This window comes from Jutongia sp. SJQ-6 (assembly GCF_054161275.1).
Genome location: NZ_CP195314.1, coordinates 588,449 through 611,810 on the forward strand (window position 1 = coordinate 588,449; position 23,362 = coordinate 611,810).

The window sequence follows — 23,362 nt, forward strand, 5'->3', positions numbered from 1 at the left end:
CAAATCGAGTCATTCTATTATCACATAATCATAATATAACAAATAATCACTAATTGCAATCCTTTTATTCGTCTAAAAATGTATCTGAATAGTATTTATCTGCCAAATATTCCAAAAAGGCAACTTCTTCATTTGGAAATTCATGAAGAAGACTCTGACGGATATGAGAAGTGATCGCAAGATCGTTTTCCATCTCTGTAACGCTGTCATCCGTCCATTTTTCGATAAATGCATCCGTAATGTTCTCAGAAAGCCATTGGGTGATTTTCTCCGTCTTTTCCTGCTCTTGCGGGATTAACAGTTTCATCTTAGATGCCTTGGCACAATTCACAATTCCTAACAGTACAAATCCGGCAAATAAAGCACAGATCACGATAAATACAAATGTGTTGTACTTGATCGGGATAATGTCCAGTTTGCATAATGCCAAATACACTGCACCTAATATTCCAAATACGATAAATGTAATGCCTGAATATTTTGTATCCTTATAAGCATCTTCTTTTGTCTCGTAATTGCCTTCACTGGCATAAAGCAGATCTTCCGGATTTTCATCAATATCTTCCTCTGACACAAGCTGCTCTGCCTCTTCAAATTCTTCTTCCGTCTCTTTGTACGGCGTCTGGTCGGCCTCATCCTCTTCATCATCCCAATCGTATTCCCGATTTTCGTTGTCTTCTTCGGATTGTGCTGCCACAGATTCTTCGTCTGCATTCTGTGCAGATTCTTCTGTTGGCTGTGCCACCTGTTTCGGCGCAATCTTTTCTTCTTCCTCTTCTTCCATTGCTAATAAAAAGCCACGGTATAATTTCTCTGCCTTTTTTTCCATCTTGGTAGGCACGGTGATGGAATAAGTTCCATCCTCATTTTCCTCCTGCTGCGCATCTGCAATCCCAGAATACTCTAAATATTCTAAAAATTTTGCTGCCGTCTTCTCTTCCTTAAACGTACTAAGATCAATACGGTCAAAATCTTCTGCGCTTCCTTCTACTAACGGTGTTCCACAATCAGCACATACTGTAATGCCATCGCGGTATTCCGTCTTACATTTTGGACACCACATAACGTTTCCTCCTAAGTTTTATAATCTACGCTTTTCTCGCGAATAAGAACCAATGGATCACTTCGAATCATAGGTTAATCTGTCCGCTCTATCCAGTATACCAATATATCCCACAAATTACAATTTTTTCACAAACTCTTCACAATATCCGATGCAGCTGTTTTATGTTGCAATACTATGACCAGCCCACTCTCTGCCCATAGTTATAACCGGGCACCCTTCAGATTGGTCTGCGCGGTCTTTTTATCGTGTTCCATCTGCTCACGCAATGCCTCAATGGAATCGAATTTCTGCTCTGCACGTTGAAATTCTAATAAATCGACACGCACTGTTTTTCCATAAATATTTTGATCGAAATCAAATAAAAAGCTTTCCAAACTGATCGCTTTGCCTCCAACCGTTGGTTTTTTACCAAGATTAGAAACGGCACCAAAACGTCTTCCATCAACGGTAACGACAGAAGTATACACACCTAATGGAGGAAGCACCTTTTCCGGTGGAGGTAATATATTGATCGTTGGCATCTGAATTGTCCGCCCCAGCGCTTGTCCATGTTTTACCGTACCCAAATAGAAAAAATTTCTACCGAGCAGTTTTGACGCTTCCTGCATTTGCCCTAAACGGATCAATTCGCGTATTCTGGTGCTGCTGATCACACCCTGTTCATCCTTCCGCTTTGGAAATACCCGCAGTGCACATCCATGTTTTTTACAAGCTCTCTCAAGTATTGCTACATCACCCGCACGTTTACAGCCAAACCGATAGTCTTCCCCCACACAGATCAACCTTGCGTCCAAAGAATCCCATAACATATTTTGTATGAAACTTTCCGGTGACATTATTTTCGTCTGGTCATTAAACGGAAATAAAATTTCCCGCTCAATCCCCATCTGCTCTAACAAATATTGTTTTTCCGCTTCCGAATAGAGCAAACTTTCCGGCTCGGTCTTCATCCCTTCAAACGTAAATACTGTTGGGACCAGATCTTCTTGCTTTATAATCTCATTCATCAACAATTGATGTCCTAAATGAATTCCATCAAATTTACCAAGAGATACGGCACTCTTTTTTTGATGAAATGTAACTCCTCTAAGTATCTCCATACTCGACCTCATTCCTGCCTGTATATATTTTTGCTGTATAATGCCCTACGCCATAACAAATATCTTATAAGTATATTTTCTAAAACATCTTTACAACACGATAATAGTTACCACGTAGTTCATATATAGCACGAAATTCGCCATTTTCATTATATACAAGTACGCGACTCTTATTCTGATATTTTTTTACTTCATTGAATGACTTCAATTTGCCAATCGTGATCGGATTCCCATTGCGAAGCATTTTAGCAGCCTCTTCATCTGCCACCTGCATTTTGGGATACTGTGTAAACAGCTGGTCTACCGGCAATACAAAACTGCGATCTTCTTGTTGAATTCGCTCCTCGATCTGTGCTAAAGTAAGCGCCTGATCAACCTCAAATATCGACACCTTTGTTCGAAGTAACTGATCCATTGCTGCGCCTACACCAAGCTTTTCGCCAATATCATGGCATAATGTACGGATATAGGTTCCTTTTGAGCAGGTAACATCCATCGTAAAGCTGCCATTTTCCAAATCTATGTCCTTGATATCAATTGCATAAATTGTGACCGGTCTTGGTTTCCGCTCAATTTCCTTGCCCTCGCGTGCCAGTTCGTATAACTTCCTGCCACCTACTTTGATTGCCGAATACATTGGTGGAATCTGCATGATATCGCCCACAAAGGATTGTATCGTATCAGACAACTCATCCTGTGTTACACCGGATATATCCTTTGTTTGTAAAACTGTTCCTGTCGTATCCTGCGTGTCTGTTATAACTCCAAGTTTACATACTGCCCGATAACTTTTTTCTTTATCGGTAAGCAGTTCACACACCTTGGTCGCCTTGCCACAGCATACCGGAAGGACTCCCGTCGCCGCCGGATCCAATGTTCCTGTATGGCCGATCTTTTTTTGATGTAAAATGCCACGCAGCTTAGCAACTACGTCATGCGAAGTATACCCGGCTTCCTTATATACATTTATAATTCCGTTGACTTCTTCTGCCATTGTTTGTAACTCCTTCCCACAGACGTAAGGCTGGTAGAAATGCCCCTTGCACTCACTACCAGCCCATTCCATTTATGCGTATTGGAAACGCATATGTTATTCTTCTGTTTCTGATGTATGATGTGTCAACTCATCAATACGCTTCGACATATTTACACCATACTCAATCGAATCGTCAATGACAAAGTGAAGTTCCGGTGTATTGCGCAGGTTCAAGGATTTTGCCAATTGAGATCGAATATGTGAGGAAGCACTTGCAAGTCCCTCTCGTGTATTTTCACGATCCATCTCATCACCCAAAACGCTGACATACACTTTGGCAAATTTAAGATCCGGTGTAACTTCCACAGACACAACTGATGTCATCGGATGAATCCGTGGATCTTTGATCTCTCGGGAAATGATACGACTAAGTTCTCGCTGTACCTCTCCATTTATTCTCGAATATTTTATACTGTTTTTTTTCATGTTTACCTCCATACTTCCAACTGCTTGTAATGAAGAAACCAGCCGGTGTCACATTACAAGACAGTTTGCATTTGCTGAATGGTTACGATCAAGTACGAGGAACTTCTACCATGATGTAGGCTTCAATCTGATCTTCTACCTGAATACCGTTAAAGTCTTCAAATACCAGACCACATTCATAACCGGCAGCTACTTCTTTTACATCATCCTTAAATCTCTTCAAAGATGCCAGTTTACCGTCGAAGATCTGCTCGCCCTCACGGGTAATACGAACCTTGCAGTCGCGAACAATCTTACCATCCAGTACATAGGAACCGGCGATGATACCAACACCGGATGCCTTGAACGTCTGACGAACTTCTGCGTGACCGGTTACTCTCTCTTCGTATTCCGGATCGAGCATACCCTTCATGGCAGCCTCTACATCTTCAATCGCATTGTAAATAACTTTATACAGACGAAGATCAACTTTCTCACGATCTGCAATTTCTTTTGCAGTATTATCCGGTCTTACATTGAAACCGATGATGATCGCATTCGATGCACTTGCAAGCGATACATCAGACTCGTTGATCGCACCAACACCACCATGAATGATGCGTACGGCAACCTCATCGTTGCTAAGCTTAACCAAACTCTGTTTTACTGCTTCTACAGAACCCTGTACATCCGCCTTAACAATGATATTTAATTCTTTGATATTACCCGCCTGGATCTGTGAGAACAGACCATCCAAAGTAAGTTTAGACTTCGTATCATCTAACAGTTTTTCACGGCTCTGATTAATATAAGTCTCAGCAATATTTCTTGCTTCTTTATCATTCTCGGTCGCCATAAAGATCTCTCCTGCATCCGGTACGGCATGCAGACCAAGAATCTCTACCGGTGTAGATGGTGTTGCCTCTTTTACGCGCTGACCCTTGTCATCCATCATAGCACGGATCTTACCGTAAGCAGCACCGATCGCAATGTTATCACCTACATGGAGTGTACCTTTCTGTACCAATACGGTTGCAACAGGTCCTCTTCCTTTATCAAGCTGTGCCTCAATAACAACACCACGTGCTTTACGATTTGGATTGGCTTTGTATTCATTCACTTCTGCAGTAAGAAGGATCATTTCTAAAAGCTGATCGATACCTTCCTTAGTATGTGCAGATACAGGAACAAATATAGTATCTCCACCCCAGTCTTCTGCAACTAATTCATATTCTACCAATTCCTGTTTAACACGCTCTACATTAGCACTTGGTTTATCAATCTTATTCACTGCAACAATGATCTCCACGCCTGCTGCTTTCGCATGACTGATTGCCTCCACAGTCTGTGGCATAACACCATCATCTGCTGCGACTACGAGAATTGCAATATCGGTAGACTGTGCACCACGCATACGCATGGAAGTAAATGCCTCATGACCAGGTGTATCTAAGAATGTGATCTTCTCGCCATTTAACTCAGTAACATATGCACCGATATGCTGTGTAATTCCACCTGCCTCGCGCGAAGTAACATGTGTCTCGCGAATTGCATCCAACAGAGACGTTTTACCATGATCGACATGACCCATTACACAGACAACCGGAGGACGTTTCACCATTAAGGATTCATCTTCTTCATCCTCTTTGAGAAGCTCTGCAACAAGATCGACCTTCTCTTCCATCTCAGCGATACAGTTATACTCTAATGCAATCTCCTCTGCCTCTTCATAAGACAGCTCATGATTCATCGTAACGACATTACCCTTCATAAACTGTGCTTTGATCAATGTAGCCGGTGGAATCTTAATAATGTCTGCTAACTCTTTGACAGTCATCTTCTCCGGCAGTGTGATCGTTCTGATTCCATCTTCCGGCTCAGCAGGCTTTACAACCGGCTCCGGCTTGATAAATGCACCCTTACGGTTTGGATCTTTCTTCTTGCGTGCATTTTTGTTCTGGAACATATCGTCTTCATAATCGTCACGATTTCTTTCCTTACCATAGCGCTGTTTTGCACTTCTGGAATCTTTATTGGCACGCTGCTGACGGGACTGCTTTACCTCTGACTTCATTGTGTCCATTGGCTGTGCACTGCGTCCGCCACCAAAACCATTGCGATTGTTGCTACCACGATTATTATTCTGGCCATCTCTACGATTATTGTTGTCTCTACGATCGTTTCCACGGAAACCACCATCTCTACGGTCATTTCCGCGATTACCATTCTGACCATCTCTGCGGTTATTATCTCTTCGGTCATTTCCGCGGAATCCACCATCTCTACGGTCATTTCCACGGTTACCGTTCTGACCATCTCTACGGTTATTATCTCTTCGGTCATTTCCGCGGAATCCACCATCTCTACGATCACCACCACGGTTGCCATCTCTACGATCGCCGCCACGATTCTGTCCATCTTTACGGTTATTATCTCTACGATCATTTCCGCGTCTGTCATCTTTGCGATCATTTCCATGATTATTATTCTGTCCGTTTTTACGTTCCTGATCCTGTGCTTTTAATGCTTTGTCCTCTGTTTTAACAGGCTCTTTTGTTTGTGCACTGTTATCTTCCTTGGTTTCTGCCGCAGCAACAGGTTTCGTTTCCTCAGTCTTCTTTACAGACTCTTCCGGCTTTTTCTCTACTTTATCTTTCTCAGAAACAGTCACTGATTCCTCTTTCTTCGTAGTTTCTTTCTTCGTAGTTTCTTTCTTCGTAGTTTCTTCCTTCTTTGTTTCTTCTACTTTTTTCTCTTCTTCCTGTGCCTTTTTCTTTTCCTGATTCTTCTTCACATTAGATTCACGCTTCACAGGAACAGTATACGCCGGCTCCTCTTCTTTCTTAGGTTCCGGTTTGCCATTAAAGTGCTTCAGCAAAAAAGCGATCGCTGCATCTTCAATGCTGCTCTGTGGTGCCTTTACATCAAAATTATTTTCCTGCAAAAGCTTCACCAAATCTTTTCCCTTAATATCCGGATATCTTTCCTGTAAACTTCTTGCGAATTCATATATCTTCATTTTAGCCATATACTTACATGCCTCCTAGTCCATTTTCTTCATAATTGCTTGTGCTAATCCCTCATCATTAACTGCCAAAGATGCTCGAAATTCTTTTCCGATCGAATGTCCTAATACATCTTTGATGCCAAACTCATACATTGGGACTTCATAAAACTCACACATGTTGCGAAACTTCTTCTTCGTGTTGTCGGATGCATCTGTCGCGACGATAACCAATGCAGCCATCCCCGTTTTTACGGAGTTTTCTGTCATAAACTCACCGCTGGCAACTTTTCCGGCTTTTGCTGCCAGACCCAACATACGAAGGGCCGGATCAATCTGCATGATTCATCATCTCCTTTTCAAGTTGTTGATACACGTCTTCTGGAATTGTCATATTCAATGCCCGGTCAATTGCTTTTTTCTTTCTCGCCTTTGAAAGACAAGAGATCGAATCACAAAGATAGGCACCTCTTCCATTTTTCTTACCGGTAACATCTAATACAATCTCTTCATCCGGAGTCCGAATAATGCGTATCAAGTCCTTTTTCTCTTTCTTTTCGCCACATCCCATACATTGACGCATTGGGACTTTTTTAGGGCGAACACCTTTTGTTACTGCCAAATACCGACATCTCCCTTCACGAATAGTTTCGTTTTCACCTGCAATTACTTGTTAATCTTATTCGCACTTAATATCAATCTTGTATCCGGTCAATTTCGCTGCAAGACGGGCATTCTGTCCCTCTTTACCAATTGCCAGTGAAAGCTGATTTTCAGGTACGATCACTCGTGCTGTCTTTTCATACTCATCAATGCTGACATCCATAACCATCGCCGGACTAAGTGCATTTTCAATAAATATCTCCGGCATATCGCTCCAATTTACTATATCAATCTTCTCGCCTCGAAGCTCATTTACGATTGCATTAACACGACTTCCGTTCATACCTACACAAGCACCTACCGCATCTACATTAGGATCAACTGTGCTTACGGCAATCTTTGTACGAGATCCGGCCTCACGTGCAATGCTCTCAATCGTAACGATACCGTCCTGTATCTCTGTAACTTCTTCCTCGAACAGTCTCTTTACAAATTCCGGATGGGAACGTGAAACAGTAATTCGTGGTCCCTTTGGTGTATCCTTAACTTCTACGACATACAGCTTAATATGTTCTGTTGGTCGGAAATGCTCACCGCGAACCTGCTCACTCTCCATTAAGATGGCATCAACTCTGCCAAGATTAATGCAGACATTTTTGCCACTGTAACGCTGGACAATACCTGTGATCACTTCACGTTCTTTTTCCAAATACTGTACATACAACACTTTGCGCTCTTCCTCACGGATTTTCTGCACTACAACCTGTTTTGCTTTCTGTGCGGCAATACGACCAAAATTCTTTGGTGTTACCTCGGTGCTGACTTTCTCACCAACCCCAACATCATCACGAAAACGCAGTTTTGCTTCAGTAATTCCAATCTGAAGTGCATCGTCTTCTATCATGTCGTCTTCTACCACTTCATAGTCGGCAAACACTTTTACTTCGCCAGTCTCTCTGTCGATGTTGACACGTATATTTTCTGATTTACCAAACTGATTTTTGCACGCAGCCAATAAGGAGTTTTCAATCGCTTCCAAAATGATATCTTTGCTGATCTGTTTCTCCTTCTCGATCGCATTTAATGCTTCAATAAGCTCTGTGCGATCTGCCTTTGTACTCTTTGTTTTTCTTGCAGCCATTGCTCTTTCCTCCAAATCTAAAAATCAATCGTTAAGTTTACTTTGGAAACTTCGGACCGGTTCACCACATATTCCGGTGCGAAATCCGTCTGTATCGTTATCGTATCCGTCGTAAACGCTAAAAGCGTTCCCGTCAGATCCTTCACAGTGACTTCCTTGCCATTTTTCCCTCCGGGTATTTTCTGCCCTTTGTAAAAATGTAAGTCAATATCTTCTCCAATGCTTCTCTTGAAGTCCTTTTCCTTCTTGAGCTGTCTTCCCAACCCTGGGGAGCTAACCTCCAAAATGTAGGCATCCTCAATGAAATCATCCGCATCCATCATATCACTCCAGGCGCGGTTGACGAGTTCACAATCGTCCAGAGTAATTCCACCCTCTTTGTCTACGTAAGCACGTAGATACCAATTTCCGGCTTCCTTGACATACTCTACATCCACTAATTCAAATCCATGTTCTTCCATTAAAGGAGTAAGCATCTGCTCTGCCTTAGCTTCATATTCTTCCCTTCTTGTCAAAAACATAACCTCTTTTCTTCAAAATGAAAGAGTGGACTTTTTCGCAGTCCACTCTTCATTAACATCTATTACAAAGCATATTCTAACACTCTGCCGTCAAAAAAGCAAGAGTTTTTCGCTGTTTTTTCGCATATTTCGGGCATTTCATGCTTTTTTTTCGTATTTTGACCAATTATTGTTCTCCCACACAGGTGATTCTAGTCTCATATCCAGCCAAAAAAAGCTTTTCTTCCATTTCCCTGGCTCTTTCCTTATCCGCAAAAGCACCATGGCAGACAATAAAATAACTTCCCTGTGGTTCAATATAGCAGGATATGCCATCTTCCTGTAGATTCGCAGCTAATGTCTCTGCATTTTTCTTATGTCGAAACATTCCCATTTCGATACGGTACACGACCGCTTCGTTCGCCGTCACATCTGCTCCCTGCACAGTCTGCATAATACCATTTGCCATCGCCTGCGCCATTTCCGGAAATTTTAGATCAAAGATCTGATTATCCTGATCGGTATTAATAAATCCAACCTCTACTAATGCGGCCGGCATCCTAGTCCCCCGAAGGACAGCTAGATTTGGTCTTTCTTCTGTCCCTAGATTTGCAAATCCGATCCTTGCCAGCTCGTTGTTGATGTTTTGCGCAAATACTGCCGGTATTCCGCTGTCCCGATAGACCAACGTTTCTACTCCGGAATATGTGTTTGGATCCGGGCTGGAATTACGATGAATGGAAATAAAGTAATCCGCATCACTGCGATTCGCAATCCCCGCTTTTTCATTTGGACTCTGATAAACATCGGTAGTACGTGTGTATAACACATTGACACCATTATTTTCTAAGATCGTTCCAACTGCCAGCACAAGACTTAGTGTATCGTTTTTTTCGTATCGATCTCCATAAACAGCTCCGCTGTCATATCCCCCATGACCGGCATCTAACATTACTGTAGCCATCTACTTTCCTCCATTATTTTCACGCATGACTTACGCTATTGTATGCCGCCTGTATTTCATTTAGAACTTCTCGGTTGAAACCCCGCCCCTTTTCCCGTATAATAAAAAGATGGTCACGCATTGTTTTATCAATGCCGTGAACAAATTATGGAAATGGAGACGAATCATATGTCGGAAGAATTAACAAACGAAATCAAAAAAAGAAGAACATTTGCGATCATTTCCCACCCGGATGCCGGTAAAACCACATTGACTGAAAAGTTTCTGCTTTACGGTGGTGCGATCAATACAGCCGGCTCTGTCAAAGGAAAAGCAAATTCCAAATATGCAGTGTCAGACTGGATGGAAATCGAAAAAGAACGTGGTATTTCTGTTACCTCTTCGGTATTGCAATTTAAGTATGATGATTTTTGCATCAACATCCTGGATACACCGGGACATCAGGACTTCTCAGAGGATACGTATCGTACCTTAATGGCTGCAGATTCCGCAGTCATGGTCATTGATGCTTCCAAAGGTGTCGAAGCTCAGACGATCAAATTGTTTAAGGTTTGCGTTATGCGCCATATTCCAATCTTTACGTTTATCAATAAAATGGACCGAGAGGCGAGGGATTCCTTCGAATTGCTGGATGATATCGAGTCCGTACTCGGCATCCGCACCTGTCCGGTAAACTGGCCAATTGGATCCGGAAAACGTTTTAAGGGCATTTATGACCGCCGTGCCAAAACCGTCCGCACTTTTGAATCGGTATCTACCGGTGGTGCAAAATCGGCTGCAGAGACAGATTATGACATCAACGATCCAGCACTCAAAGAGCTGGCAACCGAAGAACTCTACGATCAACTGATCGACGAGATCGAACTGTTAGACGGTGCGAGTGATCCATTGGATCTGGAACAGGTTCAAAAAGGTGAATTATCACCGGTATTTTTTGGCTCTGCACTGACTACCTTTGGAGTTGAAACCTTTTTGAAATACTTTTTGGAAATGACAACTTCCCCACTGCCTAGAATGTCTAACGAAGGCGAAATCGATCCACTGACCAATGATTTCTCAGCCTTTGTATTTAAGATTCAGGCCAACATGAATAAAGCACACCGTGACCGTATTGCTTTCCTCCGTATCTGCTCCGGTAAGTTTCAGGCAGACAAGGAAGTATATCACGTACAGAGCGGTCGTAAGCTGCGTTTATCACAGCCACAGCAGATCATGGCTCAAGATCGCCAGGTTATCAGCGAAGCCTATGCCGGTGATGTGATCGGTGTCTTTGATCCAGGACTGTTTTCTATTGGTGATACGATCACAATGCCTGGCAGCAAATTTGAGTATGAAGGGATCCCGACCTTTGCTCCTGAACATTTTGCACGTGTTATCCAGCTTAATTCGATGAAACGTAAACAGTTTGTCAAAGGAATCACACAGATTGCACAGGAAGGTGCTATTCAGATCTTTCAGGAATACACCGCCGGAATGTCAGAGATCATTGTCGGTGTTGTCGGTGTATTGCAATTTGATGTACTGAAATATCGATTAGAAAATGAATATGGCTGTGAAATCCGCTTAGAATCACTTCCTTACGGATTTATTCGCTGGGTTGGAGATCCAACTACCGATGTAACAAAATTAAAACGAATGAATAACGTCAAAGCAGTTAAAGATATGAAAGGAAATCCTCTCTTGCTCTTTGTCAACGACTGGATGATCCGCATGGTATTAGAAGATAATGAGGGCTTAGAGTTATTAGAATTCAAGAAAAACTAATACAATTGCCGAAGAACGCAAAATCCCTTTCAAAAAAGTTTATAGCAAATTAAAAGAACCTGTATTCTTACAGGTTCTTTTAACGGGTTGAGCTGTTTTACAAAAAACATAGCAGTCTGTAGGGGAATCGAACCCCTGTTTTCGCCGTGAGAGGGCGACGTCTTAGCCGCTTGACCAACAGACCATCTTAATTATTAAATTGTCTACTGTGTAAACACAGTGAGCAGTCTGTAGGGGAATCGAACCCCTGTTTTCGCCGTGAGAGGGCGACGTCTTAGCCGCTTGACCAACAGACCTCATTGTGCGCATCTCATTGACGCGCCAACAAAAAATACTATACAACATATTCCAACAAAATGCAAGCATTTTTTTTATTTTTTTAATTTTTTTGATCAGAATCAGTATTCGAACTCTCAAAAACCTCATGATTTGGGCATTCTCCGACCATTTGAATCGCACGGTATACACATGCTGTAATCTCCGCATCCGACTGCGTGGTCAAGGAATCAAATTTATGTAACACCGCTCCTGCATTGGTTGTCACATACCGCGTTGGCAGATGGTTCAAAGAATAACAAGCTATATCCAATCTGCACCGATCGCACATACAATAATTTGTCTGTGGCCATAAGCTGTCAATTTTTTCCAACACAGTGTCTTCCATAAGATTTTTTAACGTTTGCATCGAATTACTGCCCCCAATCTTTAGTATCCAAAATACGCATCAACGCCATTTGCCATTCCGACTGCCATTTTCTTTTGGAAACTTTTATTCTGCAGTTTTCGATCCTCAGACGGATTACTTAAAAATCCACACTCAATTAAAGTAACTGGAATTTTGCTCCAATTGGTTCCCGTTAGATCATCTCTTCCACTACAACCTCTTTTCTTGATACCCGTCTTTTTGCAATAAGCATTTAATAATTTCTTAGATAAACGCTTAGAAGATCGACTCAACCTTGATACATAAGGGTTTCTAGCCGATGGATAAAAAATGCTGGCACCTTTTACTCCTCTGGAACCACTACTGTCCCCATGTATACGAATATAAATATCTGCACCACTCTTATTAGCAAGCATTGCTCGTTTTTTGTTACTGATATTTACATTATTTTTGGTACGAACCATATATACCTCATAGCCGCGTTTCTTCAATTCTTTTTGAAGACGTTTGGCTACAGACAATGTAAATTTATACTCCGGAACTCTGCTTGCAACACCGGTTGCACCACCTGCAACGCGTGCTTTTCTTACAGAAGAACCAGGTCCTACCGGTTCTTTACGAGAATCACCACGGGACTGATGTCCGGCATCTAATGCAATTTTCTTTTTACCAGCAATATGAAGTTTTCGTTTGATCTTCTGACCTTGATAAACTGCCACGATAGTTGCGTTACCAATCTTTTTGCCTGTCACGACTCCATTGTGATCAACAGATGCATAAGCATTAGCCGAAGCAAGATCTGCTGTTGCAGCATTTTTGCCTGCGACAGACCACTGAACCTTGGACGCCTCTACATTCACAGTAAGTGCGACACGTTTCTTAACCTTTACTTTTGTTATCGCACTATTCCATTTCAGTGTATCCTTTGCATCGGCTTTCACACCATTCTCATATAGCGTACTGCCCGCACCGGAAACCATCAAAACAGCCGCCATTATTACAGCTAACGCCTTAATCCTTCTTTTCATAATCTCTCATCCCTTCTGTTTGAACGATCTAAACTTGTATTATCGAAATGTACCAAACTTATCGAATGGATATATACGCAAAACTGCACGTCCTTCGATATTTTTTCGTTTGACTTTACCCACCTCTTCATAACGGCTGTCCCGACTGATCTCACGATTATCACCAAGCACAAAGTATTCATCATCACCAAGCTTGATCGGCTTCTCTGCTATTCCTGCATAATCAATTGGATCTTTGCCGTAATTCTCCTTTAATGGTTTGCCATCAATATATATTGTGGATCCTTTAATCTGTACCGTCTCTCCGGGTAAACCGATCACTCGTTTAATATAATAAGCATCATTGTCTCTGCCATACGGATAAAATACAATAACATCAAATCTTTTAGGTTCTCCGAAACGATAAGAAACCTTTTCTGCTAATAAATTTTCTCCATCTTTGAGCGTATTCATCATCGACTTACCATCAACAATCGTTCGCTGAATAACATATCTTGGAACAAACACACCACAAACTATAATGATCGCCGCATATAAACACAATTCAGCTATAATGCCACGAATCTTTTTCTTTTTGGAGACTTCATCCTGTGCATCCTCTGTATCTTTATCAGATTCCTCTGTATTTTTTGCAGCCTGTTTTTCATCCTCTACAGCATCATAGTCCTCTAGGGCATCTGCCTGCTCCAATTCCGGAGTATCATCCTCATATACCTCTTCGCTATCAATTTCCTTGCTCATGACAACCTCACTTCCCTCATCCGTATTTTATATTATTCTTCCTCGGCGGACATCTCATCTGCAGTATCTGCTGCTTCCGCTTCTACATCATCTTCTTCATCCAAAGAAAAGACCATCTCATCCATTTCCTCTGCCTCTTTCTTTTTAGCTTCTCTGCGTGCATTGGCAGCAGCAGCTTCTTCTTCGCTCAAAATATGAATCTTAGATGAATTCAACTCATCAATGGCCACAGACAATGGCTTTGGACAAGACGGATGACTCATTGCCGGAACGCCATCAATCAACTGACGAGCTCGTTTTGATGTTGCTAACACAATAGAATAACGGCTATTTACAACCGGAGCCTCTCCGCTTTCAACCTCGCTATTTACCAACTGCATTAAATCTGTGTAAGATGGATGTAACATAATAAAAATCCCCTTTCTATCTTGCATATCATATCTATTGAAATCTCACTATTGAGATTGCAAACATTTCCATTGAAGCATTTATAATACTTCCGTTTACAGTATAACAAATTATGCCTTATTTGCAAATTCACCCTTCATCTTGGCAATTTGTCCCTGTTGATTTACGCATTTCCAATGAAGTGCCTGAATCAGGCCATGAATCTGTTCTACACATACATCAAGATCATCATTGATCACAATATAATCATATTGATCCATATATGCGCATTCCTGTGCTGCTCTGGCAAGCCGCTTTTCAATCACATCCTGCGTTTCTGTACCGCGTCCCTCCAAACGTTCGCGCAGCACTTTCGCATCAGGCGGTGTAATAAAGATCAGAGACACTTCCGGAAAACGTTCTTTTACCTTCAATGCACCCTGCATTTCTATCTCCAATATTACATCAATTCCCTGTTCCAGTTTCTGCATAACATAATCTTTGGGTGTTCCATAATAATTATCTACATAAGAAGCATATTCGATCAACGCACCATCAGCGATCATCTGCTCAAACTCTTCTTTTGTTTTGAAAAAATAATGAACCCCATCCTGCTCACCGGCACGCGGATCCCGCGTCGTTGCTGAAATGGATACCGCATATCCATAACGATCCACTAATTCATGAACAATGGTACCTTTACCTGCACCTGAAAAACCAGAAATCACAGTAAGTATTCCTTTTTTAGTCATCTTCTTTTCCTCCTGCACTCGGATTATCTGTTACACGATTTTCAATTGTCTCCGGCTGCAACGCCGATAATACAATATGACCGCTATCCATGACTAACACGCACTTAGTCTTACGGCCACAAGTGGCATCTACTGCCATTCCTCCATCCCTGGCAACCTGAACCATCCTTTTTACAGGTGCTGCATCAGCACGGACAATGCTGATGACTTTGTCCATATTTACTACATTTCCAAAACCTATGTTAATTAACATACAAATCCTTCTTTATTATCCATGTCCCACAATATCACTCGATATTTTGAATCTGCTCACGGATCTTCTCGATCTCGGTCTTCAAGTTGATTGCAATACCGGAAAGCTCCTTATCATTCGCTTTAGAAAGAATTGTATTTGCCTCACGATTCATTTCCTGCGCAATAAAGTCAAGCTTTCGACCAATAGCCTCCTGCATATCCAGTGTTTCACTCATTGCATCAATATGACTGCGTAGTCTTACCGTCTCCTCATCTACACATACTTTATCCGCATAGACGATGAGCTCCGTTGCCAAAATTCCTTCATCAATCTTGCGATCACCCAACAGCTCCTGTACCTTCTCCAGTAATTTCTGTCGATGTTCCTGTAACATCTGTGGTGAGCGCTCTTCAACCTGAGCAACTAATGTGAGCAAATACGCCAGCTTTCCTTTGATATCCTGATATAACTGTTCACCTTCCCGCTCTCTCGATGCAATAAACTGTTCGCCTGCCTTTTGCAAAGTCTGCGTCACTATTGGAAATACCGACTCCAGATCATTGCTCTCGTCTTCCAAGCTAATGACATCTGCAAATCCAAGGAGTCTTTCCGCAGACAGGGAATTATGCAATTCAAACTCTTCAGCTACCTGTGCCGCAACCTTCACATACTCTTTGGCAATCTGCGGATGGTAGTGAACGTGTGTTCCTTTGCCCGCGTAATCCTCATAACTTACATATACATCTACCTTGCCACGCTCAGCAATTTCTTTCATCATCATACGAAGCGTATTTTCTATCTCGTTAAATTTCTTAGGCAGCTTAATATTCAGATCGCAATATCGATGATTGACCGATTTGATCTCTACTGCAATGCGGTATTCATCTGTAACAGTCTCATACCGCCCAAATCCTGTCATACTCTTAATCATGTTACTCTCCATTTCTGTAGACACCTTATATGTCATGCGATCATTACAGCAGCAATATCCTACTGTAACATATTTCGCAACACAACAATCATTTAATTATAGTATATTTCTTATATTTGGTCAAGAATCATTCTCATCCTTCGATGCGTTTGCTGCCGTTTTATCTACCGTTTTTTTATCATCCAAAACTTTACCCGTAGATGTTTTGTCAGAATCACCCTTCTGCTTTTTTAATACAGAAACACTCTTCTCATTCCATATACGGCGCAGGTTTTTCATAAAATCACTCTCCTGCTTTTTTGCTTTGCCGGATAACTCATCCTCTGTATACTTGACGTAAACCATGCCATCTTCCTGTGCCACGATCTCCTTCAGATCCATATAATGATCTGTGATCGTTGACATCTTACGACGCTCCAGTCTGGCATTGACAATATCCGAAATAATCTGATAGATCAAAGCAAACAACGGCACACCGACTAACATTCCGAGAATACCCCATAAGCCACCAAACAAAAGGATTGCAAACAGCACCCAAAACGCACTAAGGCCAGTGGATTCTCCAAGGATTGCAGGTCCAATAACGTTACCATCTAATTGCTGCAACACAATGATCCAGATTGCAAAATAGATCGCCTGTACCGGATTTACGATCAAGATCAGCAGAACACTTGGTACTGCACCAATATAAGGACCAAATACCGGTATAACATTGGTCACGCCAACGATCAGACTGACTAACAATGCATATGGAAATTGAAAGATTGACATAAACAGGAAACAGATCACCCCGATAATTGTCGAATCAACAATCTTTCCAACAATAAACCCACTAAACATCTGATTTGCCAATTGCGTATAATGTGAGATCACATCTGCCTGATCTTTACGGAACATACTATACAGGATCTTCTTGGCCTGTCCCAAAAACTCCCGTTTGCTCCCAAGCAGATAAATAGCGACGATCAGACCAATAAACAGATTATATAAAACGCTGACAAAACTCATAACTCCACTTGCAAAATAACCGGCAAATGTGTTCACATTTGGAAGCAATTCCTTTTGAAGCCATGGATACAACTCGCTGTTCATCTTTGCGTCAAAGTAATCTGTCACCTGCAAAAGCATCTTCTGTATATGCCCGGCAAGATATGGATTGTCCGTCAGCCATTTGGTCAATTCCGTATAATAATGATTAACCTGCTCCGGCAGATTATCAACCATAGACAGGATACTTTTATATACTTCCGGAAATACCATCCATCCCAAAATAACGATGATCAAAATACCGCTGACAAGTCCCAAAACAATACTAAAACTATAGAATATTTTTTTAGTACGGTCAGACAGCTCTTTATCTTTCCCGGTACGACAAAGCAGCCGATAAAAACGCTTACATAACGGATTCACTAAATAAGCGATCACTGCACCATAAATAACCGGCATTAAAATCTTTATAAATCCAGCTATAATTTTAAGAAAATAACTCATATTTCTGATCACAAAATACAAGATCACGACTGCTACTAATACCAAAAACAGACCGATCCAATTCAAAAAGGCCTCTTTGAGGGAAAATCTTTGCTTTACCTGTTCTGCATCTTTCACAAAAACACTCCTATCCAGTGAGAGAATATGTGTACTCTCCATCTACTTCCTTCAATATCTTATTTAGTATACTTGGTTTTGTCTTGTTTTGCAACCGAAGATTCTATTTAAAAGCAGAAGAACCTGCATTACGCAGGTTCCTCCACTTTTCATTTATTAATTGGGAATATTAATATGAAAGCACGCTTATACTTCAAACAATAACTCGCCATATGTAGGTACCGGCCAGAATTCTTCATCCACAATCATTTCCAACTCATCAATTGGTGCACGAAGTTCTGTCATTGCAGGGAATACTACCTCACGGAAGTACATAGCCTGCTCCTGTCCCTCACTCTTAGCAGCTGCAAGAGTCTCTACATTTTCCAAGTTAGCCAATGCACTCTGTGCTTTTGCAAGCAATGCAGAACATTTCGTCAAAAGATTTTTCTGAACAGAAACATCTGCACTATCGCAAGCCGCTGTGATGCTATTGATCGAATCAGCCAAAGTTGTTACATAACTGATAACTGCCGGAATATACTGCTTACCAGCCATATCAATCATTGTCTTTGCCTCAATATTGATCGTCTTAGAATAAGTCTCATAATTGATTTCTGCACGAGACTCAAGCTCTGTCTTAGTCATGACGCCCTGTCTCTCAAACATAGAGATTGTCTTATCAGTAACAAGATATGGAATTGCCTCTACGAAAGACTTTACATTCGGAAGACCACGTTTCTCTGCTTCAGCAACCCACTCATCTGAGTATCCATCACCGTTAAAGATAACTCTCTGATGCTCGGTAACGGTTTTCTTGATCAATTCGTTGACTGCTACATCGAAGTCATCCGCCTTTTCCAATTCGTCAGCAAACTGATTAAGTACATCTGCAACCATTGTATTCAAGATGAAATTCACACCTGCAATTGACATTGAAGAACCTAACATACGGAACTCAAATTTATTACCGGTGAAGGCAAATGGTGATGTACGGTTACGGTCTGTCGCATCCTTACGAAGTACCGGAAGTACATGAACACCTGTATCCAGCTTAGTACCATGAATGGAAGAAGAAAGATCTCCACGCACGATCTGTTCAATAATATCTTCAAGCTGTTCTCCCAAGAAGATAGAAATAATAGCCGGTGGTGCCTCATTAGCACCAAGTCGATGGTCATTGCCCGGATTAGAAGCAGACAGACGAAGCAATTCTGCGTTCTCATCTACTGCTTTAATAACTGCGGCTAAGAACAAAAGGAACTTAGTATTCTCATGAGGTTTCTTGCCCGGATCCAACAAGTTGATACCGGTATCCGTTACGATAGACCAGTTGTTATGCTTACCGGAACCATTTACTCCTGCAAACGGTTTCTCATGCAGCAGACACTCCATACCATGTCTCTTCGCTACCTTTTTCATAATTTCCATAACTAACTGGTTATGGTCTGTCGAAATATTGGCAGTAGTGAAGATCGGTGCCATCTCGTGCTGTGCCGGAGCCACCTCATTATGCTGTGTCTTCGCAAGAATGCCTAGTTTCCATAACTCTTCATTCAAATCTTTCATAAAGGAAGCAATACGCTCTTTAATCGTACCAAAATAGTGGTCATCTAACTCCTGTCCCTTCGGTGCCGGTGCTCCAAACAAAGTACGTCCGCTAAAGATCAAATCCTTACGCTGCAGATATTTTTCTCTATCGACCAAAAAATACTCCTGCTCTGGTCCAACGGAACAAGATACTTTTTTGACATCGTCATAACCAAACAGCTTCATAATACGAACTGCCTGCTTGCTGATCGCCTCCATAGAACGAAGCAGTGGAGTTTTCTTATCAAGTGCCTCACCTGTATAAGAACAGAACGCTGTTGGAATGCATAAAGTCACTCCTGCTGCATCCTCTTTCAAGAATGCCGGTGAAGTACAATCCCAGGCTGTATATCCTCTAGCCTCAAATGTTGCACGAATACCACCGGATGGGAATGAAGATGCATCTGGCTCACCTTTGATTAACTCCTTACCTGAGAATTCCAATACCGGTCTGCTCTTAGATGCCGGACTAAGGAAAGAATCATGTTTCTCAGCAGTTACGCCTGTCATCGGCTGGAACCAATGTGTGTAATGTGTTGCACCGTGTTCAAGTGCCCATTCCTTCATTGCATGTGCAACGACATTGGCGATGTCTACATCCAGATCCTCGCCATTCTCCAGCGTCTTCTTCCAGGATTTATACACATCCTTTGGAAGCTTTGCCTGCATCACTTCATCGTTGAACACGTTTTTCCCATAAACCTGCTCAAGTACGTTGTTTTCCATGTTACTACCTTCCTTTCATATTAATATGTAGTTTACAATAAGGTTTGTATATTTTATGATGTCTGCTCACTCACCATGCTGTCCGTCTTGTTGTCCATCGCTGTTGTCATTTCCTGCTGTCAACGTGAACTGACACCGAAGCCACGTCTATGATGTCTCACAAACCTTATATACTTCGTTGAATCAACAGATTGCCACTCCATTTTAGCATCTTTTCTTAAGATTCTAAAGTGTAATGCCAATTTCCAAAAAAAAAGACGCACCCAAATAAATTTGAGAACGCCGTTGTTCTTGTCTGTTATTTATTCAACTGCTGATACTATAGCACACTTTTTTAGGTTTGAAAAGTGTTTTTTTAATTTTTTTAGAAAATTAGTTTCAAACAGCCATTTCATTTATATTATTTAACAGTTTGTCAGAGCTAACTTATTTTTTGAAGCTGAACTCGCTGAATCGCCAGTCCTCCCTCTCCTTTTGATCAGTCCCCTTTTCATGGCTTTCTGTTGATTTTCATTAGACGCCATGGTAAAATAAATACAGTTCTATCGGTATAAGCTACCGAAGATATCGCATTATTAATGATAAATAAATATGAATGGAGATATTGCATATGAATAGTAAAAAAATTGTTGTTGCATTAGGCCACAGTGCCTTGGGAAAAACATTCCCGGAACAAAAAGAAGCTGTCAAAAACGCTGCTGCTGCAATTGCAGATCTGATCGAAGCAAAATATCAGGTTGTGATCACACACAGCAATGGTCCACAGGTCGGCATGATACACTCTGCAATGACAGAGTACAGCCGTTTGGAACCAAGTAACACCGTAGCACCTATGTCTATTTGCAGCGCAATGAGTCAAGGTTATATCGGCTATGATCTTCAAAATGAAATCCGCACGGAATTGCTTAACCGCGGCATCTACAAACCGGTATCTACTTTGATCACACAGGTTCGTGTAGATCCATTTGATGCAGCTTTTAGCTATCCATCAAAAGAAATCGGTCGTTTTATGACAGAAGCAGAGGCTAAAAAAGAAAAAGATAAAGGTAATCATGTAAAGGAAGTTCCTGGTAAAGGTTATCAGCGTGTCATCGCTGCCCCACGTCCGATTGAAATTTACGAGCTTGATGCAATCAAGGCATTAATGGATGCAGAGCAGATCGTCATCGCTGCCGGTGGCGGAGGCATTCCGGTACTGCAGCAGGGCACACGTCTAAAGGGCGCCAGCGCTGTTATCGAAAAGGATGTAACAAGCGCTTGCTTAGCAGAAAGTCTGGATGCAGACATCTTATTGTTACTTACCGGTGTTGAAAAAGTCGCATTGAACTATGGCACATCAACAGAAACACCATTAGATGCAATGAGCGTAGAAGATGCAACAAAATACATTAATGAGAATCAATTTTCTTCCGGTGCAATGCTGCCTAAGGTTGAAGCAGCCGTTTCTTTTGCTTCTTCCGGCAATGGTCGCAAATCGATCATTACAAGCATTGACACTGCATTGGCCGGTGTTCAAGGTAAAACCGGTACTGTGATCACCTGTTGATCCCACTTATAAACATGATCGGTCTCAGACTTCATACAGCCGACAAGCTGTCATCGAATTTTGAATGGGACGCAAAAAACGCTATCGTACATAATACACGATAGCGTTTTCCTGTTTTAAATATATGTCGAAGAATATTGAAAGGGACTTTGCAATCCTAGCTGTGCTGCTGATATTTATCAGTGTGCAGCAAAATGGATTTCACTTTTTTCTTTCCTTTATAGATATCCAGATAAGCTTTTGCGCTAACACTGGAAAGCTGTACTGCTCGCGGCTTATATTGATACCCTTTCAGTGCATTCTTATAAGATTTCACTTCAAAGATCAAACGATTTTTCTTCGTTTTCGCATAGATCATGATCGGTACATCCAGTGTATTGGTAATCTTTAAATCTTTAACCCCTTCTGATATTGCCGCATCTAACCCCAATGGCACATAATGCACCGGCATGCTGTGCGGATAGCGCTTTGCCGGCAATATTCCGGCACGCAGGATCGCATTGTACGCTGTTGTAGATATTTGACAAATTCCACCGCCATCCGTTTGCACTACCTGTCCCCGCAAATACGAACTTGCTTTACGAAAAGCCTGGCCATTCGAGTTATCATGGATCCTCTCATCAAAGGAACAGCTTTCTCCCGGCAGCAAACAAATGCCATTGACACGAGATGCTCCCACTTGAATATTATGCCCACGATCCGTCGTATGTACAAATGTCGTCTCAAACGAAGAAATCACGGTGTTAACCTTTTTAAGGTCTTTTGGATACCAGCTCGGTTTCACAACACTCGTCGCATAACTATTTTCATAATCTTTCTGCTCACTACTATTTAAATAGGTTTTCAAATCTTTTTGGATAGCATCTAAATCTAATGCCTGACCATCCTTCGTACCTGTAATCTTGCCATTTGCCTTCATATGTGCATTAGTAACCGGGATCACATACTTGGATTGTAATGATGACCGTACTGCCTTCAGTCCCTTAGAAGATGATTTACATTCAATTGTAATCTTTTCTGCAGAAGGTTTCATCTCCTGTTGAATGATCGCATACTGATCCAATACAGAAAGCTCCTTGTCCATTGCGATCAGCCTTTGAGCAAGTTTATCTTCCTCCCCCGGCTTAAACTTCGTACCATCACTGCAAACATAACGGATCTTTTCTTTACAGTCTTTCATAGAGTACGTCTGTGCTTCCCCATCTACTGTGATCGTCACTTTTCGTTCGCTATATTTCTGCATTACTGCTTTGAGTAGCGGTGTGATCTGCTCTGCCGTTTTACCGGACAACTCCGTATCCAGTATCCATTTATTTCCATAGGTTTTATCTGCATGGGAAGTTACTTTATCGTTCATCAGTTTTTCCTGCTTTGCATGCTCTGCTGCAGCTTGATTCCTCTGATGCTCCGCATACATCGCTCTGCCTGCAAGACCTCCCCCAACAAGAGCCAAAGCAACAGCCGCTCCTATTACTATCTGATATCCCTTCTTCATAACAATCCTCTTCCTCCATATCTGATGTAATATAATACTTTCTACTAACGGATGTATATATTAGCATAAATATGTTACAAATATTCATCAAGAATGT

At 41.6% G+C, this 23,362-nt stretch carries 22 protein-coding genes and 2 tRNA genes; 2 read left to right on the forward strand and 22 right to left on the reverse strand.

The annotated features are described in order from the left end of the window. Positions 1–64: 64 nt before the first annotated feature. The 10 genes from ACSAJE_RS02735 to ACSAJE_RS02780 form a co-directional block, all read right to left on the reverse strand. Positions 65–1,063, reverse strand: a complete 999-nt coding sequence (locus ACSAJE_RS02735; RefSeq protein WP_458009621.1) for a hypothetical protein — start codon at positions 1,061–1,063, stop codon at positions 65–67. Between the two features lie 203 nt (positions 1,064–1,266). Further along, positions 1,267–2,166, reverse strand: a complete 900-nt coding sequence (locus ACSAJE_RS02740) for a bifunctional riboflavin kinase/FAD synthetase (RefSeq protein WP_458009622.1) — start codon at positions 2,164–2,166, stop codon at positions 1,267–1,269. A gap of 79 nt (positions 2,167–2,245) precedes the next feature. After that, on the reverse strand, positions 2,246–3,160 hold the full coding sequence (gene truB, locus ACSAJE_RS02745; RefSeq protein WP_118690447.1) for a tRNA pseudouridine(55) synthase TruB: 915 nt from the start codon (positions 3,158–3,160) through the stop codon (positions 2,246–2,248). Between the two features lie 96 nt (positions 3,161–3,256). Continuing rightward, positions 3,257–3,628 (reverse strand): 30S ribosome-binding factor RbfA, encoded by a 372-nt coding sequence (rbfA, locus tag ACSAJE_RS02750; protein WP_022025168.1) that lies wholly within the window; start codon positions 3,626–3,628, stop codon positions 3,257–3,259. Positions 3,629–3,716: 88 nt separating this feature from the next. Then, a complete protein-coding gene (infB, locus tag ACSAJE_RS02755; protein ID WP_458009623.1) occupies positions 3,717–6,635 on the reverse strand; it encodes a translation initiation factor IF-2 in 2,919 nt (972 codons plus the stop codon). Between the two features lie 15 nt (positions 6,636–6,650). Then, a complete protein-coding gene (locus ACSAJE_RS02760) occupies positions 6,651–6,953 on the reverse strand; it encodes a L7Ae/L30e/S12e/Gadd45 family ribosomal protein (RefSeq protein WP_022025166.1) in 303 nt (100 codons plus the stop codon). After that, a complete protein-coding gene (gene rnpM, locus ACSAJE_RS02765) occupies positions 6,943–7,194 on the reverse strand; it encodes an RNase P modulator RnpM (RefSeq protein ID WP_118507058.1) in 252 nt (83 codons plus the stop codon). Before rnpM ends, ACSAJE_RS02760 begins: the two co-directional genes overlap by 11 nt. 96 nt (positions 7,195–7,290) lie before the next feature. Beyond that, entirely contained in the window at positions 7,291–8,355 is a 1,065-nt protein-coding gene (gene nusA / locus ACSAJE_RS02770) for a transcription termination factor NusA (RefSeq protein ID WP_118690445.1), read from the reverse strand. Between the two features lie 17 nt (positions 8,356–8,372). Beyond that, entirely contained in the window at positions 8,373–8,870 is a 498-nt protein-coding gene (locus tag ACSAJE_RS02775) for a ribosome maturation factor RimP (protein WP_118507057.1), read from the reverse strand. 172 nt (positions 8,871–9,042) lie between these two features. Beyond that, complete coding sequence (locus ACSAJE_RS02780) at positions 9,043–9,819, reverse strand: N-acetylmuramoyl-L-alanine amidase (protein ID WP_458009624.1); 777 nt, start codon at positions 9,817–9,819, stop codon at positions 9,043–9,045. A gap of 168 nt (positions 9,820–9,987) precedes the next feature. Between ACSAJE_RS02780 and ACSAJE_RS02785 the strand changes: the two genes are divergently transcribed. Further along, on the forward strand, positions 9,988–11,583 hold the full coding sequence (locus tag ACSAJE_RS02785) for a peptide chain release factor 3 (RefSeq protein WP_022025161.1): 1,596 nt from the start codon (positions 9,988–9,990) through the stop codon (positions 11,581–11,583). A 112-nt stretch (positions 11,584–11,695) separates the two neighbouring features. Here ACSAJE_RS02785 and ACSAJE_RS02790 read toward each other — a convergent pair. The 11 genes from ACSAJE_RS02790 to ACSAJE_RS02840 form a co-directional block, all read right to left on the reverse strand. After that, a tRNA-Glu gene (locus ACSAJE_RS02790) sits at positions 11,696–11,767 on the reverse strand. Between the two features lie 40 nt (positions 11,768–11,807). Next, positions 11,808–11,879 (reverse strand) — tRNA-Glu (locus ACSAJE_RS02795). An 83-nt stretch (positions 11,880–11,962) separates the two neighbouring features. Then, a complete protein-coding gene (locus ACSAJE_RS02800) occupies positions 11,963–12,268 on the reverse strand; it encodes a late competence development ComFB family protein (protein WP_118690442.1) in 306 nt (101 codons plus the stop codon). Between the two features lie 20 nt (positions 12,269–12,288). Beyond that, positions 12,289–13,275, reverse strand: coding sequence for an N-acetylmuramoyl-L-alanine amidase family protein (locus ACSAJE_RS02805; RefSeq protein ID WP_243103998.1), 987 nt, complete (start codon positions 13,273–13,275; stop codon positions 12,289–12,291). Positions 13,276–13,314: 39 nt separating this feature from the next. Next, complete coding sequence (gene lepB, locus ACSAJE_RS02810; protein ID WP_118690441.1) at positions 13,315–14,016, reverse strand: signal peptidase I; 702 nt, start codon at positions 14,014–14,016, stop codon at positions 13,315–13,317. Positions 14,017–14,048: 32 nt separating this feature from the next. Further along, positions 14,049–14,423 (reverse strand): DNA-directed RNA polymerase subunit omega, encoded by a 375-nt coding sequence (locus ACSAJE_RS02815; protein WP_022025157.1) that lies wholly within the window; start codon positions 14,421–14,423, stop codon positions 14,049–14,051. A 111-nt stretch (positions 14,424–14,534) separates the two neighbouring features. Next, positions 14,535–15,155 (reverse strand): guanylate kinase, encoded by a 621-nt coding sequence (gene gmk, locus ACSAJE_RS02820; RefSeq protein WP_118690440.1) that lies wholly within the window; start codon positions 15,153–15,155, stop codon positions 14,535–14,537. Then, complete coding sequence (locus ACSAJE_RS02825; RefSeq protein ID WP_118507038.1) at positions 15,148–15,414, reverse strand: DUF370 domain-containing protein; 267 nt, start codon at positions 15,412–15,414, stop codon at positions 15,148–15,150. Before ACSAJE_RS02825 ends, gmk begins: the two co-directional genes overlap by 8 nt. A 28-nt stretch (positions 15,415–15,442) precedes the next feature. Beyond that, positions 15,443–16,321: a YicC/YloC family endoribonuclease gene (locus tag ACSAJE_RS02830; RefSeq protein ID WP_458009625.1), complete on the reverse strand. Its 879-nt coding sequence runs from the start codon at positions 16,319–16,321 to the stop codon at positions 15,443–15,445. Positions 16,322–16,441: 120 nt separating this feature from the next. Next, on the reverse strand, positions 16,442–17,929 hold the full coding sequence (locus ACSAJE_RS02835) for an AI-2E family transporter (protein WP_458009626.1): 1,488 nt from the start codon (positions 17,927–17,929) through the stop codon (positions 16,442–16,444). A gap of 186 nt (positions 17,930–18,115) precedes the next feature. Continuing rightward, complete coding sequence (locus tag ACSAJE_RS02840) at positions 18,116–20,224, reverse strand: glutamine synthetase III family protein (RefSeq protein WP_118690437.1); 2,109 nt, start codon at positions 20,222–20,224, stop codon at positions 18,116–18,118. Positions 20,225–20,834: 610 nt separating this feature from the next. Between ACSAJE_RS02840 and arcC the strand changes: the two genes are divergently transcribed. Then, positions 20,835–21,770, forward strand: a complete 936-nt coding sequence (gene arcC / locus ACSAJE_RS02845; protein WP_118507036.1) for a carbamate kinase — start codon at positions 20,835–20,837, stop codon at positions 21,768–21,770. A gap of 157 nt (positions 21,771–21,927) precedes the next feature. Here the strand turns inward: arcC and ACSAJE_RS02850 are convergent, their stop codons facing one another. Next, complete coding sequence (locus ACSAJE_RS02850) at positions 21,928–23,265, reverse strand: VanW family protein (protein ID WP_458009627.1); 1,338 nt, start codon at positions 23,263–23,265, stop codon at positions 21,928–21,930. Positions 23,266–23,362: the final 97 nt, after the last annotated feature.

Bases quoted from the DNA above. Each gene is read 5' to 3' on its own strand.
- ACSAJE_RS02760 (WP_022025166.1), bottom strand. From the start codon at position 6,953: ATGCAGATTGATCCGGCCCTTCGTATGTTGGGTCTGGCAGCAAAAGCC.
- rnpM (WP_118507058.1), bottom strand. From the start codon at position 7,194: ATGCGTCAATGTATGGGATGTGGCGAAAAGAAAGAGAAAAAGGACTTG.
- ACSAJE_RS02740 (WP_458009622.1), bottom strand. From the start codon at position 2,166: ATGGAGATACTTAGAGGAGTTACATTTCATCAAAAAAAGAGTGCCGTA.
- ACSAJE_RS02830 (WP_458009625.1), bottom strand. From the start codon at position 16,321: ATGATTAAGAGTATGACAGGATTTGGGCGGTATGAGACTGTTACAGAT.
- infB (WP_458009623.1), bottom strand. From the start codon at position 6,635: ATGGCTAAAATGAAGATATATGAATTCGCAAGAAGTTTACAGGAAAGA.
- truB (WP_118690447.1), bottom strand. From the start codon at position 3,160: ATGGCAGAAGAAGTCAACGGAATTATAAATGTATATAAGGAAGCCGGG.
- arcC (WP_118507036.1), top strand. From the start codon at position 20,835: ATGAATAGTAAAAAAATTGTTGTTGCATTAGGCCACAGTGCCTTGGGA.
- ACSAJE_RS02850 (WP_458009627.1), bottom strand. From the start codon at position 23,265: ATGAAGAAGGGATATCAGATAGTAATAGGAGCGGCTGTTGCTTTGGCT.
- ACSAJE_RS02785 (WP_022025161.1), top strand. From the start codon at position 9,988: ATGTCGGAAGAATTAACAAACGAAATCAAAAAAAGAAGAACATTTGCG.
- ACSAJE_RS02840 (WP_118690437.1), bottom strand. From the start codon at position 20,224: ATGGAAAACAACGTACTTGAGCAGGTTTATGGGAAAAACGTGTTCAAC.
- ACSAJE_RS02800 (WP_118690442.1), bottom strand. From the start codon at position 12,268: ATGCAAACGTTAAAAAATCTTATGGAAGACACTGTGTTGGAAAAAATT.
- ACSAJE_RS02780 (WP_458009624.1), bottom strand. From the start codon at position 9,819: ATGGCTACAGTAATGTTAGATGCCGGTCATGGGGGATATGACAGCGGA.
- lepB (WP_118690441.1), bottom strand. From the start codon at position 14,016: ATGAGCAAGGAAATTGATAGCGAAGAGGTATATGAGGATGATACTCCG.
- ACSAJE_RS02805 (WP_243103998.1), bottom strand. From the start codon at position 13,275: ATGAAAAGAAGGATTAAGGCGTTAGCTGTAATAATGGCGGCTGTTTTG.
- gmk (WP_118690440.1), bottom strand. From the start codon at position 15,155: ATGACTAAAAAAGGAATACTTACTGTGATTTCTGGTTTTTCAGGTGCA.
- ACSAJE_RS02735 (WP_458009621.1), bottom strand. From the start codon at position 1,063: ATGTGGTGTCCAAAATGTAAGACGGAATACCGCGATGGCATTACAGTA.
- ACSAJE_RS02815 (WP_022025157.1), bottom strand. From the start codon at position 14,423: ATGTTACATCCATCTTACACAGATTTAATGCAGTTGGTAAATAGCGAG.
- rbfA (WP_022025168.1), bottom strand. From the start codon at position 3,628: ATGAAAAAAAACAGTATAAAATATTCGAGAATAAATGGAGAGGTACAG.
- nusA (WP_118690445.1), bottom strand. From the start codon at position 8,355: ATGGCTGCAAGAAAAACAAAGAGTACAAAGGCAGATCGCACAGAGCTT.